Below are 15780 nucleotides of genomic sequence, written 5' to 3' on the forward strand. Positions count from 1 at the left end.
ACCGCTATCGCGAGCAAGCTCGGCTCCTACAGGGGACCGCTCTCAATTCAACTGCCAGGCCCCACCTTTTGAAACTACCGTGACCGAGTCCTGACGATGAACACTGAATTCCGTAAACCGCTGCCCGGCAGCCATCTGGATTACTTCGACGTCCGTGCCGCTGTCGAAGCCATCCAGCCCGGCGCCTACGACACTCTGCCGTACACCTCCCGCGTGCTGGCGGAAAACCTGGTGCGTCGCTGCGACCCGGCCACGCTCACCGAATCCCTGAAGCAATTCATCGAGCGCAAACGCGACCTCGACTTCCCATGGTTCCCGGCCCGCGTGGTGTGCCACGACATTCTCGGCCAGACCGCGCTGGTCGACCTCGCCGGCCTGCGTGACGCCATCGCCCTGCAAGGTGGCGACCCGGCGCAAGTGAACCCGGTGGTGCCGACACAACTGATCGTCGACCACTCCCTGGCCGTCGAGCGCGGTGGTTTCGATCCGGACGCGTTCGAGAAGAACCGCGCCATCGAAGACCGTCGCAACGAAGACCGTTTCCACTTCATCAACTGGACCAAAAAAGCGTTCAAGAACGTTGACGTGATTCCGCCCGGCAACGGGATCATGCACCAGATCAACCTGGAGAAAATGTCTCCGGTGATTCAGGTGCGCGATGGCGTGGCGTTCCCTGATACCTGCGTCGGCACCGACAGTCACACCCCGCACGTCGATGCCCTGGGCGTGATCGCCATCGGCGTCGGTGGTCTGGAAGCCGAGAGCGTGATGCTCGGCCGCGCATCGTGGATGCGTCTGCCGGAAAGCGTCGGCGTCGAACTGACCGGCAAGCTGCAACCGGGCATCACCGCCACCGACATGGTGCTGGCGCTGACCGAGTTCCTGCGCAAGCAAAAAGTCGTCGGCGCGTGGCTGGAGTTCTTCGGCGAAGGCGCCTCCGCGCTGACCCTGGGCGACCGCGCGACCATTTCCAACATGGCCCCGGAATACGGCGCCACCGCGGCGATGTTCTACATCGACCAGCAAACCATCGACTACCTCAAACTCACCGGCCGCGAAGACGAGCAGGTGCAACTGGTCGAGAACTATGCCAAGACCACAGGCCTGTGGGCCGACAGCCTGAAGGGTGCGCAATACGAGCGCGGCTTGACCTTCAACCTGTCCTCGGTGGTGCGCAACATGGCCGGTCCGAGCAACCCGCACGCCCGCGTCGCCACGTCCGACCTGGCCGCGCAAGGCATCTCCGGTCAGTGGGATGACGTCCCGGGTCAGATGCCGGACGGCGCGGTGATCATCGCCGCCATCACCAGCTGCACCAACACCAGCAACCCGCGCAACGTCATCGCTGCCGGCCTGCTGGCGCGCAATGCCAATAAGCTCGGTCTGACCCGCAAGCCGTGGGTCAAATCGTCGCTGGCACCGGGTTCGAAAACCGTGGCGTTGTACCTCGATGAAGCGGGCCTGACTGACGAACTGGAACAACTCGGTTTCGGCGTCGTGGCCTTCGCTTGCACCACCTGCAACGGCATGTCCGGTGCGCTGGACCCGGTGATCCAGCAAGAGATCATCGACCGCGACCTGTACGCCACCGCCGTGCTCTCCGGCAACCGCAACTTCGACGGGCGGATTCACCCGTACGCCAAGAATGCGTTCCTCGCTTCGCCTCCATTGGTGGTGGCTTACGCCATCGCCGGCACCATCCGTTTCGACATCGAAAAAGATGTGTTGGGCCTGGATGCGAACGGCAAGGAAATCCGTCTGAAGGATATTTGGCCGAGCGACGAAGAGATCGACTCCGTGGTGAAAGCCTCGGTCAAACCGGAGCAGTTCCGTCAGGTCTACATCCCGATGTTCGCCATCCATGAAGACACCGGCCCGAAGGTCACGCCGCTGTACGACTGGCGCGAGATGAGCACCTACATCCGCCGTCCGCCGTACTGGGAAGGCGCACTGGCCGGCGCGCGTCCGCTCAAGGGCATGCGTCCGCTGGCGGTGCTGCCGGACAACATCACCACCGATCACCTGTCGCCGTCGAACGCGATCATGCTCGACAGCGCCGCCGGCGAATACCTGGCGAAAATGGGCCTGCCGGAAGAGGACTTCAACTCCTACGCCACGCACCGTGGTGACCACCTGACTGCGCAACGCGCGACCTTCGCCAACCCGAAACTGTTCAACGAAATGGTCCAGGAAAACGGCAAGGTCAAGCAGGGCTCGCTGGCCCGTGTCGAGCCGGAAGGTAAGGTCATGCGCATGTGGGAAGCCATCGAAACCTACATGGAACGCAAGCAACCGCTGATCATCATTGCCGGCGCCGATTACGGTCAGGGTTCGTCCCGGGACTGGGCGGCGAAGGGCGTGCGACTGGCGGGTGTGGAAGCGATTGCCGCTGAAGGTTTCGAGCGCATCCACCGCACCAACCTGGTGGGCATGGGCGTGTTGCCGCTGGAGTTCAAGCCGGGGACCAACCGCCACACGCTCGCCATCGACGGCAGCGAAACCTACGACGTGATCGGCGAACGCACGCCACGCGCCGAGCTGACGCTGGTGATCAATCGCAAGAACGGTGAGCGGGTCGAAGTGCCGGTGACGTGCCGCCTCGACACCGCTGAAGAAGTGTCGATCTACGAAGCGGGCGGCGTGCTGCAACGCTTCGCGCAGGATTTCCTCGAAGAGTCGGCGGTTGCCGTTTAACGAACGCTGTGCGGGCACGGGATTTCAATCCCGTGTCTGCCCTTAAGGAGCACCCATGGCTCACGCACCCCAGATCAAAATCCCCGCCACCTACATGCGCGGCGGCACCAGCAAAGGCGTATTTTTCAGCCTGAAAGACCTGCCCGAAGCGGCACAGATTCCCGGCCCGGCGCGCGACGCCTTGTTGCTGCGGGTGATCGGCAGCCCCGACCCGTACGACAAGCAAATCGACGGCATGGGCGGCGCGACCTCCAGCACCAGCAAAACCGTAATCCTGTCGAAAAGCCTCAAGGCCGATCACGACGTTGATTACCTGTTCGGTCAGGTCTCCATCGACAAGCCATTCGTGGACTGGAGCGGCAACTGCGGCAACCTGTCGGCGGCGGTCGGTTCGTTCGCCATCAGCAACGGTCTGGTGGACGCCAGCCGCATTCCGCACAACGGTGTGGCGGTGGTGCGCGTGTGGCAGACCAACATCGGCAAGACCATCATCGCCCACGTGCCGATCACCAACGGCGAAGTGCAGGAAACCGGTGATTTTGAACTCGACGGCGTGACCTTTCCGGCGGCCGAAGTGCAGGTTGAATTCATGGACCCGGCGGCGGAAGAGGAGGGCGGTGGTGGTTCGATGTTCCCTACCGGGAATCTGGTAGACGACCTCGAAGTGCCTGGCGTCGGAACTTTCAAGGCGACCATGATCAATGCCGGTATTCCGACCATCTTCGTCAATGCCGAAGATATCGGTTACACCGGCACCGAGCTGCAGGGCGCTATCAACGGTGATCCGAAAGCACTGGCGATGTTCGAGACCATTCGTGCTTACGGTGCGTTGCGCATGGGGCTGATTTCCAATCTGGATGAAGCCGCGAAGCGCCAGCACACGCCCAAGGTTGCCTTTGTGGCCAAGCCTGCGGACTACGTCGCGTCGAGCGGTAAAGCGATTGCAGCGGGTGATGTCGACCTGTTGGTGCGCGCGTTGTCCATGGGCAAGCTGCACCACGCGATGATGGGCACCGCGGCGGTTGCTATCGGTACTGCCGCTGCCATTTCCGGCACCCTGGTGAACATCGCGGCGGGCGGAATCGAGCGCAATGCGGTGCGTTTCGGTCATCCATCGGGCACCTTGCGCGTCGGCGCCGAAGCGAGCCAGGTGAATGGCGAGTGGACCGTCAACAAAGCCATCATGAGCCGCAGTGCGCGGGTGTTGATGGAAGGCTTCGTCTGCGTGCCGGGCGATTCTTTCTGATCCAATACAAGCCCCTGTAGGAGCAGAGCTTGCTCGCGAAGACGGATTTGCATTCAGTATTGATGTTGACTGATACACCGCTTTCGCGAGCAAGCTCAGCTCCTGCAAGTGATCGTATTCCACAATAAGAAAGCACCGACTGACTGAGTTTTAACCTGAACCGAGGTCCCATCAACGAACCACTTCCAGAGTGAATCGAACATGAGCACCAACGTCGACCAGAACAACCGCCCCGACTACGACACGGTCCTGCAGGACATTGCCGATTACGTCCTCAACTTCAAGATCGAGTCCGGGGAGGCCCTGGACACTGCCCGCAACTGCCTGATCGACACCCTTGGCTGCGGCCTCCTGGCCCTGCGCTTTCCCGAATGCACCAAACACCTGGGCCCGATCGTCGAAGGCACCGTCGTCCCGTTCGGCGCCCGCGTACCCGGCACCAGCTACCGTCTCGATCCGGTCAAAGCCGCGTGGGACATCGGCTGCATCGTGCGCTGGCTCGACTACAACGACACCTGGCTCGCCGCCGAATGGGGCCATCCGTCCGATAACCTCGGCGGCATTCTCGCGGTGGCCGATCACCTGTCGCAAAAGCGCCTGGCCAATGGCGACGCGCCGCTGACCGTTCGCGCCGTACTTGAAGCGATGATCATGGCCCACGAGATTCAGGGCGTCATTGCGCTGGAAAACTCCTTCAACCGCGTAGGCCTTGATCACGTCATTCTGGTGAAAGTCGCCTCGACCGCCGTTACCGCCAAACTGATGGGCGCCAATCGCGAGCAGTTGCTGTCCGCGTTGTCCCATGCCTTTGCCGACGGGCAAGCGCTGCGCACCTATCGGCATGCGCCGAATGCCGGTTCACGCAAATCCTGGGCGGCGGGTGATGCGACCAGTCGAGGCGTGCGTCTGGCGGACATCGCGATGCGTGGCGAGATGGGCATTCCCGGCGTACTGACCGCCAGGCAGTGGGGCTTCTACGACGTGTCGTTCAGCCACACCAACAACGACCTGGCGCTCAAGCCCGAAGGCAAGCGTGCCTTCAGTTTCACCCGCTCATATGGCAGCTATGTGATGGAAAACGTGCTGTTCAAAATCAGCTTCCCGGCCGAATTCCACGCGCAAACGGCCTGCGAAGCGGCTGTGACATTGCATCCGCAAGTCAGGAATCGCCTGCACGAGATCGACAGAATCGTCATCACCACCCACGAATCGGCGATCCGCATCATTTCCAAGGTCGGCCCGCTGGCCAATGCGGCCGACCGCGACCACTGCATCCAGTACATGACCGCCGTCCCGCTGGCCTTCGGCAATCTGGTGGCCGAGCAGTACGAAGATGACTTCCATGCGGCGCATCCGGTCATCGATGTGCTGCGCGAGAAAATGGTCATCGTCGAAGACCCGCAATACACCCGCGAATACCTGGAGGCGGACAAACGCTCCATTGCCAATGCGATACAGGTGTTTTTCAAGGACGGTTCAAGCACCGGGAAGGTGGTGGTTGAATACCCGATCGGCCATCGCCGTCGCCGCGCGGAGGGTATTGCGCTGCTGGAAGACAAGTTCAAGGCGAATCTGGCGACGCGATTCACGGTGCAGCGCAGTGCCGGGATTTTTGCGTTGTGCAAGGATCAGGCGCGGCTTGAGGCGATGCCGGTGAATCGGTTTGTGGATTTGTTTGTTATCTAGTTAAACCGCGTCATCGTTCATCGCGGGCAAGCCTTGCTCCTACAGTTCTGAGTCGTGTCGCGTATTTGTAATCGACATGAAACCTGTAGGAGCAAGGCTTGCCCGCGATGACGATGGATCAGGCGCAGCAAATTTACTTGAACCGCCGCTCCACGCCTTTCTCAACGAGGATTTTCGCGGAGATTTCTTCCACCGAAAAATGCGTGGAATTGATGTGCGCAATGTTCTCGCGGCGGAACAGATTCTCCACCTCGCGCACTTCAAACTCGCACTGCGCGTAGCTCGAATAGCGGCTGTTGGGCTTGCGCTCGTTGCGGATCGCGGTGAGGCGGTCCGGGTCGATGGTCAGGCCGAACAGCTTGTGCTGGTGGGCGCGCAGGGCGTTTGGCAGGGTCAGGCGCTCCATGTCGTCTTCGGTTAGCGGGTAATTGGCCGCGCGGATACCGAATTGCATCGCCATGTACAGGCACGTCGGTGTCTTGCCACAACGCGACACCCCCACCAGGATCAGGTCGGCCTTGTCGTAATAATGCGTGCGCGCGCCGTCGTCGTTGTCGAGGGCAAAGTTCACCGCCTCGATGCGTTCCATGTAATTGGAGTTGCCGCCGATCGAGTGAGACTTGCCGACGGTGTAGGAAGAATGCTCGGTCAGTTCCTGTTCAAGCGGTGCCAGGAAAGTCGAGAAAATGTCGATCATGAAACCATTGGACGTTGCGAGGATCTCACGAATGTCCTGATTGACGATGGTGTCGAAGATAATCGGCCGGAAGCCGTCGGTTTCGGCGGCTTTGTTGATTTGTTGTACCATGGCCCGCGCTTTATCCACGTTGTCGATGTACGGCCGCGTGAATTTGCTGAAGGTAATGTTTTCGAACTGCGCCAGGAGGCTTTGGCCGAGGGTCTCGGCTGTGATGCCGGTGCCGTCGGAAATAAAGAAAGCAGATCGTTTCATTTGCACCTTGGGCCTTAAGCTAGTGACGAATCTTGGATATAGTAGGCGCGATTTGCCGGCCGCCAGTGGCCCGCATTCTCACTTATTTTCCAGGTCCAGGCCATACAGCTGGCAAACGCTCCTTAGAGCAGCCGGCTTCTGAGCTTTTCCAACACAGTTAGTGGAGAGATCACCTTGGTAGAGTACGTAGTTTCCCTCGATAAGCTCGGCGTCCATGATGTAGAGCACGTAGGGGGCAAGAACGCATCCCTGGGCGAGATGATCAGTAACCTTGCAGGTGCCGGTGTATCGGTGCCTGGTGGCTTCGCCACGACAGCTCAGGCTTATCGTGATTTTCTCGAACTGAGCGGCCTGAACGATCAGATCCACGCCGCCCTCGACGCCCTAGACGTCGATGATGTCAACGCCCTGGCCAAGACCGGCGCCCAGATCCGTCAATGGATCATGGAAGCCGAATTCCCCGAGAAGCTCAACGCCGAGATCCGCACCGCGTTCGCCACGCTGTCGGCCGGCAACCCTGACATGGCCGTCGCCGTGCGCTCTTCCGCTACCGCCGAAGACCTGCCGGACGCTTCCTTCGCCGGTCAGCAGGAAACTTTCCTGAACATCCGTGGTGTCGAAAACGTCATTCGCGCCGCCAAAGAGGTGTTCGCTTCGCTGTTCAACGACCGTGCCATTTCCTACCGCGTGCACCAGGGCTTCGATCACAAGCTGGTGGCCCTGTCGGCTGGCGTGCAGCGCATGGTCCGCTCCGAAACCGGCACCGCCGGCGTGATGTTCACCCTCGATACCGAATCGGGCTTCCGTGACGTGGTGTTCATCACCGGTGCCTACGGCCTGGGTGAAACCGTCGTACAAGGCGCGGTGAACCCGGACGAATTCTACGTCCACAAACAAACCCTCGAGGCCGGCCGTCCGGCCATCCTGCGCCGTAACCTGGGCAGCAAAGCCATCAAGATGATCTACGGCGAAGTCGCCACGGCCGGCAAGTCGGTCAAGACCATCGACGTCGACAAGGCCGATCGCGCACGTTTCTGCCTCAGCGACGCCGAAGTCAGCGAACTGGCCAAGCAGGCGATGATCATCGAGAAGCACTACAAGTGCCCGATGGACATCGAATGGGCCAAAGACGGTGACGACGGCAAGCTCTACATCGTTCAGGCCCGTCCTGAAACCGTGAAGAGCCGCACCTCGGCCAACGTCATGGAACGTTACCTGTTGAAAGAAACCGGCACCGTGCTGGTTGAAGGTCGCGCCATCGGCCAGCGCATCGGCGCCGGCAAGGTGCGCATCATCAAGGACGTGTCCGAGATGGACAAAGTCCAGCCGGGCGACGTTCTTGTTTCCGACATGACCGACCCGGACTGGGAACCGGTCATGAAGCGCGCCAGCGCCATCGTCACCAACCGTGGCGGCCGTACCTGCCACGCGGCGATCATCGCTCGCGAGCTGGGCATCCCGGCCGTGGTCGGTTGCGGCAACGCCACCCAGCTGTTGCAAGACGGCCAGGGCGTGACCGTTTCCTGCGCGGAAGGCGACACCGGTTACATCTTCGAAGGCGAACTGGGCTTCGACATCAAGAAAAACTCCGTGGACGCCATGCCTGATCTGCCGTTCAAGATCATGATGAACGTCGGCAACCCGGACCGTGCCTTCGACTTCGCGCAGTTGCCGAACGCCGGTGTGGGCCTGGCTCGTCTTGAGTTCATCATCAACCGCATGATCGGTGTTCACCCCAAGGCGCTGTTGAACTACGACGGTCTGCCGCAGGAAATCAAGGACAGCGTCGACAAGCGCATCGCCGGTTACAACGATCCGGTCGACTTCTATGTCGACAAACTGGTGGAAGGCATCAGCACCCTGGCGGCAGCGTTCACACCGAAAAAGGTCATCGTGCGTCTGTCGGACTTCAAGTCCAACGAATACGCGAACCTGATCGGCGGCAAGCTCTACGAGCCGGAAGAAGAAAACCCGATGCTGGGCTTCCGTGGTGCTTCGCGTTACATCAGCGAAGCGTTCCGCGACTGCTTCGAGCTCGAGTGCCGCGCCCTCAAGCGTGTGCGCAACGAGATGGGCCTGACCAACGTCGAAATCATGGTGCCGTTCGTCCGTACCCTGGGCGAAGCGAGCCAGGTCGTCGACCTGCTGGCTGAAAACGGTCTGGCCCGCGGCGAAAACGGCCTGCGCGTGATCATGATGTGCGAACTGCCGTCCAACGCGATTCTGGCGGAAGAATTCCTCGAGTTCTTCGACGGTTTCTCCATCGGCTCCAACGACCTGACTCAGCTGACGCTGGGGCTGGACCGTGACTCCGGGATCATCGCGCATTTGTTCGACGAGCGTAATCCTGCAGTCAAGAAGCTGCTGGCCAACGCGATTCAGGCCTGCAACAAGGCTGGCAAGTACATCGGCATTTGCGGTCAGGGTCCTTCGGACCACCCTGATCTGGCTAAATGGCTGATGGAGCAGGGCATCGAAAGCGTTTCGTTGAACCCGGATTCCGTACTGGAAACCTGGTTCTTCCTGGCGGAAGGTCAAGCCTCGGCTTGATTGTAGGAGCGAGCTTGCTCGCGATGGTCGTGAACGATGACGCGTGCTTGCTGGATAAACGCGGTGTTCTGAAGTCCATCGCGAGCAAGCTCGCTCAGTTATCGCGGTCATTGACCAGACTTAAGCAGGGCGGGCTCCTCTGGATGCCGCCCTTTTTTGTGCAAGAGCATTATGCAAAGCAGCAGCAACCTATTTCCTGTCGCCCTGATCAGCGCCGAGCGGCGCGGCGATCTGAGCGAAGACGTTTATCGTTTGAAACCCGGCAACAGTCCTGATGGCACTGTGGAGTTGGCCGTGACCCGTTTGGGCATGGCGGATGAGCCCGCGCACGGGGGCGTGCCCGTGATTCTGTTGCACGGCAGTTTTTCCAATCGGCGTTTCTGGTTTTCTCCAAAAGGCCTGGGGCTCGGGGCTTACCTGACACGCCTGGGATTCGATGTATGGATTCCGGAAATGCGCGGCCATGGCCTGTCCCAGCGCAACCAGAACTACCGCAAAAACCGCGTCGCCGACTACGCTCGTTACGATTTGCCGGCCATCGGCGCGTTTGTGCGCGAGCAGAGCGGCCAGGTCCCGCACTGGATCGGTCACTCGCTGGGCGGGATTACCCTGGCGGCGGCGCTGGGTGGCGAGTACATCGGCGAACCGGTGGTGGCCTCTGCGGCGTTCTTCGGCACGCAAGTCAGCCGCACTTACTGGCCGTTGAAGATCCCGCCAGTGGAGTGGAGCGGGCGTTTCATTCTCAAGCGTTTCGCCCAGCTGTCCGGTTCACGGCTCAAGCGCGGCCCGGAGGACGAGCCGATTGGCCTGGCCCTGGAAAGCATGCGCTGGTACGGTCTGTTTGGGCGCTTTGGCGATGCCGACAAGGACTGGTGGGCGGGATTGGCCGAAGTCCGGTTGCCGGTACTGGCGGTGAGTGCGGCGGGCGACCACCAGGATCCTGCGTGGGCCTGTCGCAAGTTGTTTGACCAGGTTGGCTCCGAGCATAAGCAGTTCCTCAACCTCGGTCGCGAGCAGGGCTTTGGCGACAACTTCGGTCACGTGGAAATGCTCGTCAGCAAAGCGGCGCAGACCGAAGTCTGGCCGTTGGTGGCGCGCTGGTTGGTTGATCAGCAGGCGCCGTTGCCGGGAGGCAAGCCGGATCTGGCTGCGGCAGTCTGAGCCTGATGCTCTATCAAGGGCATTTCGCTCTGATCGGCTTGCGGCTAAGATATGACGCATTAAGCTTTTCCGGTCACTTTGCGACATCCTCGATTGTCTTCCTCTTTACAGGAGTTTCTCGATGAACCATTACATCACGCCTGACCTGTGCGACGCCTATCCGGAGCTGGTGCAGGTGCTGGAACCGATGTTCAGCAATTTCGGCGGCCGTGATTCCTTTGGCGGCGAAATCGTGACCATCAAGTGCTTCGAAGACAACTCGCGGGTCAAGGAGCAGGTCGAGCTCAAGGGGAATGGCAAGGTGCTGGTGGTCGACGGTGGCGGTTCCCTGCGTCATGCATTGCTGGGTGACATGCTGGCCGAGAAAGCCGCGAACAACGGTTGGGAAGGGCTGGTGATCTACGGTTGCATCCGCGACGTCGATATCATCGCGCAGACCGATCTGGGCGTTCAGGCCCTCGCCAGCCACCCGAGGAAATCCGACCGGCGCGGGCTCGGTGATCTCAACGTGGTGGTGACTTTTGCCGGTGTGACGTTCCGTCCAGGCGAATACATCTATGCGGACAACAACGGCGTGATCATCTCGCCAAGCCCGCTGAAGATGCCTGAATAAACGTTGAGCCAAACAAAGGGGTGAGGATGTTCGAGGAAGAAAACGCGCAGTGGGGGCTGGTGCATGCCCTGGTGCTGGATGGTAAAGGCGGCGCGCGTTCGATAGCCCGGACAGAACTCGATGAATTGCAGCTGCAGGCGCATGAAAGCCTGTGGCTGCACTGGGATCGCAGTCACCCGCAAACCCAGACCTGGCTGCGCAAATCCAGCGGTCTAAGTGAATTCAGCTGTGATCTGTTGCTGGAAGAAAACACCCGTCCGCGTCTCTTACAGCTTTCCGACAGCGAACTGCTGCTATTTTTGCGCGGGGTCAACCTGAATCCGGGGGCCGAACCGGAAGACATGGTCTCGGTGCGGATTTTCGCCTCGGCACAGCGGGTGATTTCCCTGCGTCTGCGTCCGTTGCGCGCCACCGATGAATTGCTGGTGCAGCTCGGCGAAGGCAAAGGACCGAAAACCGCCTCCGAACTCATCCTTTATATGGCTCAGTACCTCACCAACAAGGTGCAGGATCTGGTCGGCTGCCTCTCGGAAGTGGTCGATGAGGAAGAAGAGAAGCTGGATACCGACGAACGGTATACACCCGAACATGACTCCATTTTGCAGATCCGTCGAAGGGCGGCTGCGCTGAAACGTTTCCTGGCACCGCAGCGGGATATTTTCGGACAGCTGACGCGGATAAAACTACCCTGGTTTGTCGAAGATGACGGCGATTACTGGAACGAATTGAACAACAGTCTGACCCGTTATCTCGAGGAGCTGGAGTTGACCCGGGAGCGCGTGGGGCTGGTCCTGGAGGCTGAAGACCGGCGTTTGAGCGTGCGCATGAACCGCACGATGTACCGCTTCGGGATCATCACCGGGATCTTTTTGCCGATGAGTTTTCTGGCCGGTCTGTTGGGCATCAACGTCGGCGGTATTCCGTTCTCTGCCAGCCCTTATGGCTTTCCGATTGCCTGCCTGATGATGTTCCTGGTTGCACTGGGGCAGTGGTGGTTATTCCGACGTTTGCGCTGGGTCTGACGATGAACCATGTGACCCGTGCAAAACTGACCGCGTCTTTCACAGACATCACGAGAGGTGCGTATGCACGATCCGTTTGAACAGTCTTTGCGCGACATGCTGAACGCCTCGCCGTCCACCCGTGACGACGATGCGTGTCTGGGCCGTGTCCTGAAAACCGCCAATCGCCAGGTCGGCGCCGGTGATCTGTTCAGCCTGCTGGGCCGCTGGTTGCCCGCGCTGATGATCGCCCTGAATAACGGATCGGCGCACGTTTCGCCGGTTTCCCGTCACCGTAAACCTACCGTTCGCACTGCTGATAAGGCTAATTGAATATGGAACTTGATCTCTGGACTCAGAGCCTCGTCACTGCAATGACTGCGTTATGGACCAAGGTTGCGAATTTCATTCCGAACCTGTTCGGCGCACTGGTCGTGCTGCTGTTGGGTTTTGTCGTTGCGAAACTTTTGGATACTTTGCTGTCCAAGTTGCTCGCCAAGCTCGGTCTCGATCGCTTGATGGGCGGCACCGGTCTGACAAAATTGCTGTCCCGGGCCGGCCTTCAAGTACCGATTTCGACGCTGATTGGCAAAATTGTCTATTGGTTCGTTCTGCTGATTTTTCTGGTTTCGGCCGCAGAATCCCTTGGACTTGAGCGAGTTTCAGCTACGCTGGACATGCTTGCGCTGTATTTGCCGAAAGTTTTCGGCGCTGCGCTGGTGTTGCTGGTGGGTGTTTTACTGGCGCAACTGGCCAATGGGCTGGTGCGCGGTGCGGCAGAGGGCGTAGGGCTGGATTATGCCGCCGGGCTGGGGCGAATTGCCCAGGGCCTGGTGATCATCATCAGTATTTCGGTCGCGATCAGCCAGTTGGAGGTCAAGACAGACCTGCTCAACCATGTGATCGTGATCGTATTGATTACCGTTGGTCTGGCGGTTGCGCTGGCCATGGGTTTGGGAAGCCGGGAAATTGCCGGTCAGATTCTTGCGGGAATCTATGTGCGTGAGTTGTATCAGGTTGGGCAACAAGTGCGTGTTGGTGAGGTCGAAGGTCAGATCGAAGAGATCGGCACGGTTAAAACCACATTGCTGACCGATGAGGGTGAGCTAGTCTCTCTCTCCAATCGGATTCTCCTGGAGCAGCATGTGAGTAGCCGCTAACCCGGCAAACCCTGCTAATGTATGCCGCCGCAAAATGCCCTGAAGGGCTGCGGCGGACATTGACCTGACTGTCGGCCCGACTTGTTTTGAATAAAGCTCAATCGCTCTCCACGCGCTACGACCCCCGCGAGCTCTCTGATGAGGAGTTGGTCGCGCGCTCGCATACCGAGCTGTTTCACGTAACGCGCGCCTATGAAGAATTGATGCGGCGTTACCAACGAACATTATTTAACGTCTGTGCACGGTATCTTGGGAACGATCGCGATGCAGACGATGTCTGTCAGGAAGTGATGTTGAAGGTGTTGTATGGCCTGAAGAACTTCGAGGGCAAATCGAAGTTCAAGACATGGCTATATAGCATCACGTACAACGAGTGCATCACGCAGTATCGGAAAGAACGGCGAAAGCGTCGCTTGATGGATGCATTGAGTCTGGACCCCCTCGAGGAAGCGTCTGAAGAGAAGGCGCCGAAACCCGAGGAGCAGGGCGGACTTGATCGCTGGCTGGTGTATGTGAACCCGATTGACCGTGAAATTCTGGTGCTACGATTTGTCGCAGAGCTGGAATTTCAGGAGATCGCAGACATCATGCACATGGGTTTGAGTGCAACAAAAATGCGTTACAAACGTGCTCTAGACAAATTGCGTGAGAAATTTGCAGGCATTGCTGAAACTTAGTTCGGCGCAAATATCTCTTACGTGTAGGCAAGTTCTGTTAGACTTGCCGCCGAGTTGTCCCCCGGTTTGCGGGACTGCTTCACAATCACCAGATGGGGATTTAACGGATGAAACTGAAAAACACCTTGGGCTTGGCCATTGGTTCTCTTATTGCAGCCACTTCGTTCGGCGCACTGGCACAAGGCCAAGGCGCAGTTGAAATCGAAGGCTTCATGAAGAAAGAGTACTACGATAGCCAGCGCGATTTCAAAAACGACGGCAACCTGTTCGGTGGTTCGGTTGGTTACTTCCTAACCGACGACGTTGAACTGCGTCTGGCCTACGACGAAGTTCACAACGTTCGTGGCGAAGATGGCAAGAACATCAAGGGCTCCGACACTGCTCTGGATGCTCTGTACCACTTCAACAACCCAGGCGATATGCTGCGTCCGTACGTATCCGCTGGTTTCTCCGACCAGAGCATCGGCCAGACCGGCCGTGGTGGTCGTAACGGTTCCACCTTCGCCAACGTTGGCGGCGGTGCCAAGCTGTACTTCACAGACAACTTCTACGCCCGTGCCGGCGTTGAAGCTCAGTACAACATCGACCAGGGCGACACCGAGTGGGCTCCTAGCGTCGGTATCGGTGTGAACTTCGGTGGCGGCTCCAAGCCTGCTGCTGCTCCAGTTCCAGCACCGGCTGAAGTCTGCTCCGACAGCGACAACGACGGCGTTTGCGACAACGTTGACAAGTGCCCGGACACCCCAGCCAACGTAACTGTTGACGCTGATGGCTGCCCAGCAGTTGCTGAAGTTGTTCGTGTAGAGCTGGACGTTAAGTTCGATTTCGACAAATCTGTTGTTAAAACCAACAGCTACGGCGACATCAAGAACCTGGCTGACTTCATGAAGCAGTACCCATCCACCACCACTACTGTTGAAGGTCACACTGACTCCGTCGGTCCTGACGCTTACAACCAGAAACTGTCCGAGCGTCGTGCAAACGCCGTTAAGCAAGTTCTGACCAACCAGTACGGTGTTGAATCGTCCCGCGTTCAGTCTGTTGGCTACGGCGAATCCCGCCCAGTTGCTGACAACAAAACTGAAGCTGGTCGCGCTGTAAACCGTCGCGTAGAAGCGCAGGTTGAAGCTCAAGCTAAGTAATTAGCCCGCAGCTCTGAGAAAAGCCCGGCTTAGGCCGGGCTTTTCTTTGTCTGCGATTTGGATTTGGTCTGTAGGAGCGAGCTTGTCTCCGGGCGGCGTTCCGACGATGGTCGTCAACGATGACGCGTTAAGCCTGATACGCCGCGGCGATCTCAGTTTCATCGCGAGCGAGCTCGCTCCTACAGTGATTGGTGTTTGCAACCACCGCGCCAATCACCAGAATGGCCGGGCTCTTCAGCTCAAAGGCGCAGGCATCTTCTTCCATCGCGGTCAGATCGCTGCGACATTCCCGTTGGTGTGGCAGGGACGCGTTTTCAATCATCGCCACCGGCGTATCCGCCGCCATCCCTCCAACCAGCAACTGCTCGCGAATTTCACTCAGCTTCGCCACGCCCATGTAGATAACCAATGTCGTGCCGCCTTGGGCCAATGCCCGCCAATTCAGGCTGCTGCCATCTTGCGTGTGGGCCGTCACCAGCGTCACGCCCCGCGCCACACCCCTGAGGGTCAACGGGATATCGCATTGCGTCGCACCGGCAAGCCCGGCGGTGATGCCATTGACCAGCTCGACATCGACCCCGCGCTCGCGCAACCACTGGGCCTCTTCGCCGCCGCGACCAAAAATGCACGGATCGCCGCCCTTGAGCCGCACCACGCATTTGCCCTGACGGGCATAACGCAGCATCAATCGATGAATGAACGCTTGAGGCGTGGAGCGACAGCCACCGCGTTTGCCCACGGCAATGATTCGCGCCCGTGGGCAATGCTCAAGCACTGCTTCGTTCACCAGATCGTCGATCAACACCACATCGGCTTCGCTCAACGCTCGAACAGCCTTGAGGGTCAGCAATTCCGGGTCGCCAGGACCTGCACCCACCAGCCAGACTTTTGCGTTCAT

13 protein-coding genes are annotated in these 15780 nt (G+C 59.2%); 11 read left to right on the forward strand and 2 right to left on the reverse strand.

Annotation, left to right across the window (positions count from 1 at the left end; all coding sequences use genetic code 11):
• Positions 1 to 96 precede the first annotated feature (96 nt).
• The 3 genes from acnD (at position 97) to prpD (ending at position 5626) form a co-directional block, all read left to right on the forward strand.
• Entirely contained in the window at positions 97 to 2694 is a 2598-nt protein-coding gene (acnD, locus tag ACA066_RS09015; RefSeq protein ID WP_497698925.1) for a Fe/S-dependent 2-methylisocitrate dehydratase AcnD, read from the forward strand.
• Between the two features lie 55 nt (positions 2695 to 2749).
• The gene (gene prpF, locus ACA066_RS09020; RefSeq protein WP_497698926.1) at positions 2750 to 3940 is read left to right on the forward strand and encodes a 2-methylaconitate cis-trans isomerase PrpF; all 1191 of its coding nucleotides are present in this window, start codon (positions 2750 to 2752) and stop codon (positions 3938 to 3940) included.
• 201 nt (positions 3941 to 4141) lie between these two features.
• On the forward strand, positions 4142 to 5626 hold the full coding sequence (gene prpD, locus ACA066_RS09025; protein ID WP_497698927.1) for a 2-methylcitrate dehydratase: 1485 nt from the start codon (positions 4142 to 4144) through the stop codon (positions 5624 to 5626).
• A gap of 133 nt (positions 5627 to 5759) precedes the next feature.
• On the opposite strand, the gene ppsR is transcribed toward prpD, so the two are convergent.
• The gene (ppsR, locus tag ACA066_RS09030; RefSeq protein WP_008027418.1) at positions 5760 to 6578 is read right to left on the reverse strand and encodes a posphoenolpyruvate synthetase regulatory kinase/phosphorylase PpsR; all 819 of its coding nucleotides are present in this window, start codon (positions 6576 to 6578) and stop codon (positions 5760 to 5762) included.
• Between the two features lie 174 nt (positions 6579 to 6752).
• Here ppsR and ppsA point away from each other — a divergent pair, with 174 nt between their 5' ends.
• The 8 genes from ppsA (at position 6753) to ACA066_RS09070 (ending at position 14882) form a co-directional block, all read left to right on the forward strand.
• Positions 6753 to 9128, forward strand: a complete 2376-nt coding sequence (ppsA, locus tag ACA066_RS09035) for a phosphoenolpyruvate synthase (protein WP_497698928.1) — start codon at positions 6753 to 6755, stop codon at positions 9126 to 9128.
• Positions 9129 to 9299: 171 nt separating this feature from the next.
• Positions 9300 to 10289: an alpha/beta fold hydrolase gene (locus ACA066_RS09040; RefSeq protein WP_497698929.1), complete on the forward strand. Its 990-nt coding sequence runs from the start codon at positions 9300 to 9302 to the stop codon at positions 10287 to 10289.
• Between the two features lie 121 nt (positions 10290 to 10410).
• Positions 10411 to 10902, forward strand: coding sequence for a ribonuclease E activity regulator RraA (gene rraA, locus ACA066_RS09045; protein WP_084318739.1), 492 nt, complete (start codon positions 10411 to 10413; stop codon positions 10900 to 10902).
• 26 nt (positions 10903 to 10928) lie between these two features.
• Positions 10929 to 11924 carry a divalent cation transporter CmaX gene (cmaX, locus tag ACA066_RS09050; protein ID WP_497698930.1) on the forward strand — a complete coding sequence of 332 codons (996 nt, stop codon included), beginning with the start codon at positions 10929 to 10931 and terminating at the stop codon, positions 11922 to 11924.
• Between the two features lie 63 nt (positions 11925 to 11987).
• Positions 11988 to 12236, forward strand: a complete 249-nt coding sequence (locus tag ACA066_RS09055; protein WP_497698931.1) for a CrfX protein — start codon at positions 11988 to 11990, stop codon at positions 12234 to 12236.
• Positions 12237 to 12238: 2 nt separating this feature from the next.
• The gene (locus tag ACA066_RS09060; RefSeq protein ID WP_008027407.1) at positions 12239 to 13063 is read left to right on the forward strand and encodes a mechanosensitive ion channel family protein; all 825 of its coding nucleotides are present in this window, start codon (positions 12239 to 12241) and stop codon (positions 13061 to 13063) included.
• A gap of 86 nt (positions 13064 to 13149) precedes the next feature.
• The gene (gene sigX / locus ACA066_RS09065) at positions 13150 to 13740 is read left to right on the forward strand and encodes an RNA polymerase sigma factor SigX (protein ID WP_497698932.1); all 591 of its coding nucleotides are present in this window, start codon (positions 13150 to 13152) and stop codon (positions 13738 to 13740) included.
• 107 nt (positions 13741 to 13847) lie between these two features.
• Positions 13848 to 14882 carry an OmpA family protein gene (locus tag ACA066_RS09070; protein ID WP_497698933.1) on the forward strand — a complete coding sequence of 345 codons (1035 nt, stop codon included), beginning with the start codon at positions 13848 to 13850 and terminating at the stop codon, positions 14880 to 14882.
• Between the two features lie 127 nt (positions 14883 to 15009).
• Here the strand turns inward: ACA066_RS09070 and cobA are convergent, their stop codons facing one another.
• The gene (gene cobA, locus ACA066_RS09075) at positions 15010 to 15780 is read right to left on the reverse strand and encodes a uroporphyrinogen-III C-methyltransferase (protein ID WP_497698934.1); all 771 of its coding nucleotides are present in this window, start codon (positions 15778 to 15780) and stop codon (positions 15010 to 15012) included.

This window comes from Pseudomonas sp. LBUM1651, from assembly GCF_059716135.1.

Excerpts from the sequence above, each read along its gene's own strand:
- acnD (WP_497698925.1), top strand. The coding sequence starts at position 97 with ATGAACACTGAATTCCGTAAACCGCTGCCCGGCAGCCATCTGGATTAC.
- prpF (WP_497698926.1), top strand. The coding sequence starts at position 2,750 with ATGGCTCACGCACCCCAGATCAAAATCCCCGCCACCTACATGCGCGGC.
- prpD (WP_497698927.1), top strand. The coding sequence starts at position 4,142 with ATGAGCACCAACGTCGACCAGAACAACCGCCCCGACTACGACACGGTC.
- ppsR (WP_008027418.1), bottom strand. The coding sequence starts at position 6,578 with ATGAAACGATCTGCTTTCTTTATTTCCGACGGCACCGGCATCACAGCC.
- ACA066_RS09040 (WP_497698929.1), top strand. The coding sequence starts at position 9,300 with ATGCAAAGCAGCAGCAACCTATTTCCTGTCGCCCTGATCAGCGCCGAG.
- rraA (WP_084318739.1), top strand. The coding sequence starts at position 10,411 with ATGAACCATTACATCACGCCTGACCTGTGCGACGCCTATCCGGAGCTG.
- cmaX (WP_497698930.1), top strand. The coding sequence starts at position 10,929 with ATGTTCGAGGAAGAAAACGCGCAGTGGGGGCTGGTGCATGCCCTGGTG.
- ACA066_RS09055 (WP_497698931.1), top strand. The coding sequence starts at position 11,988 with ATGCACGATCCGTTTGAACAGTCTTTGCGCGACATGCTGAACGCCTCG.
- ACA066_RS09060 (WP_008027407.1), top strand. The coding sequence starts at position 12,239 with ATGGAACTTGATCTCTGGACTCAGAGCCTCGTCACTGCAATGACTGCG.
- ACA066_RS09070 (WP_497698933.1), top strand. The coding sequence starts at position 13,848 with ATGAAACTGAAAAACACCTTGGGCTTGGCCATTGGTTCTCTTATTGCA.
- cobA (WP_497698934.1), bottom strand. The coding sequence starts at position 15,780 with ATGAACGCAAAAGTCTGGCTGGTGGGTGCAGGTCCTGGCGACCCGGAA.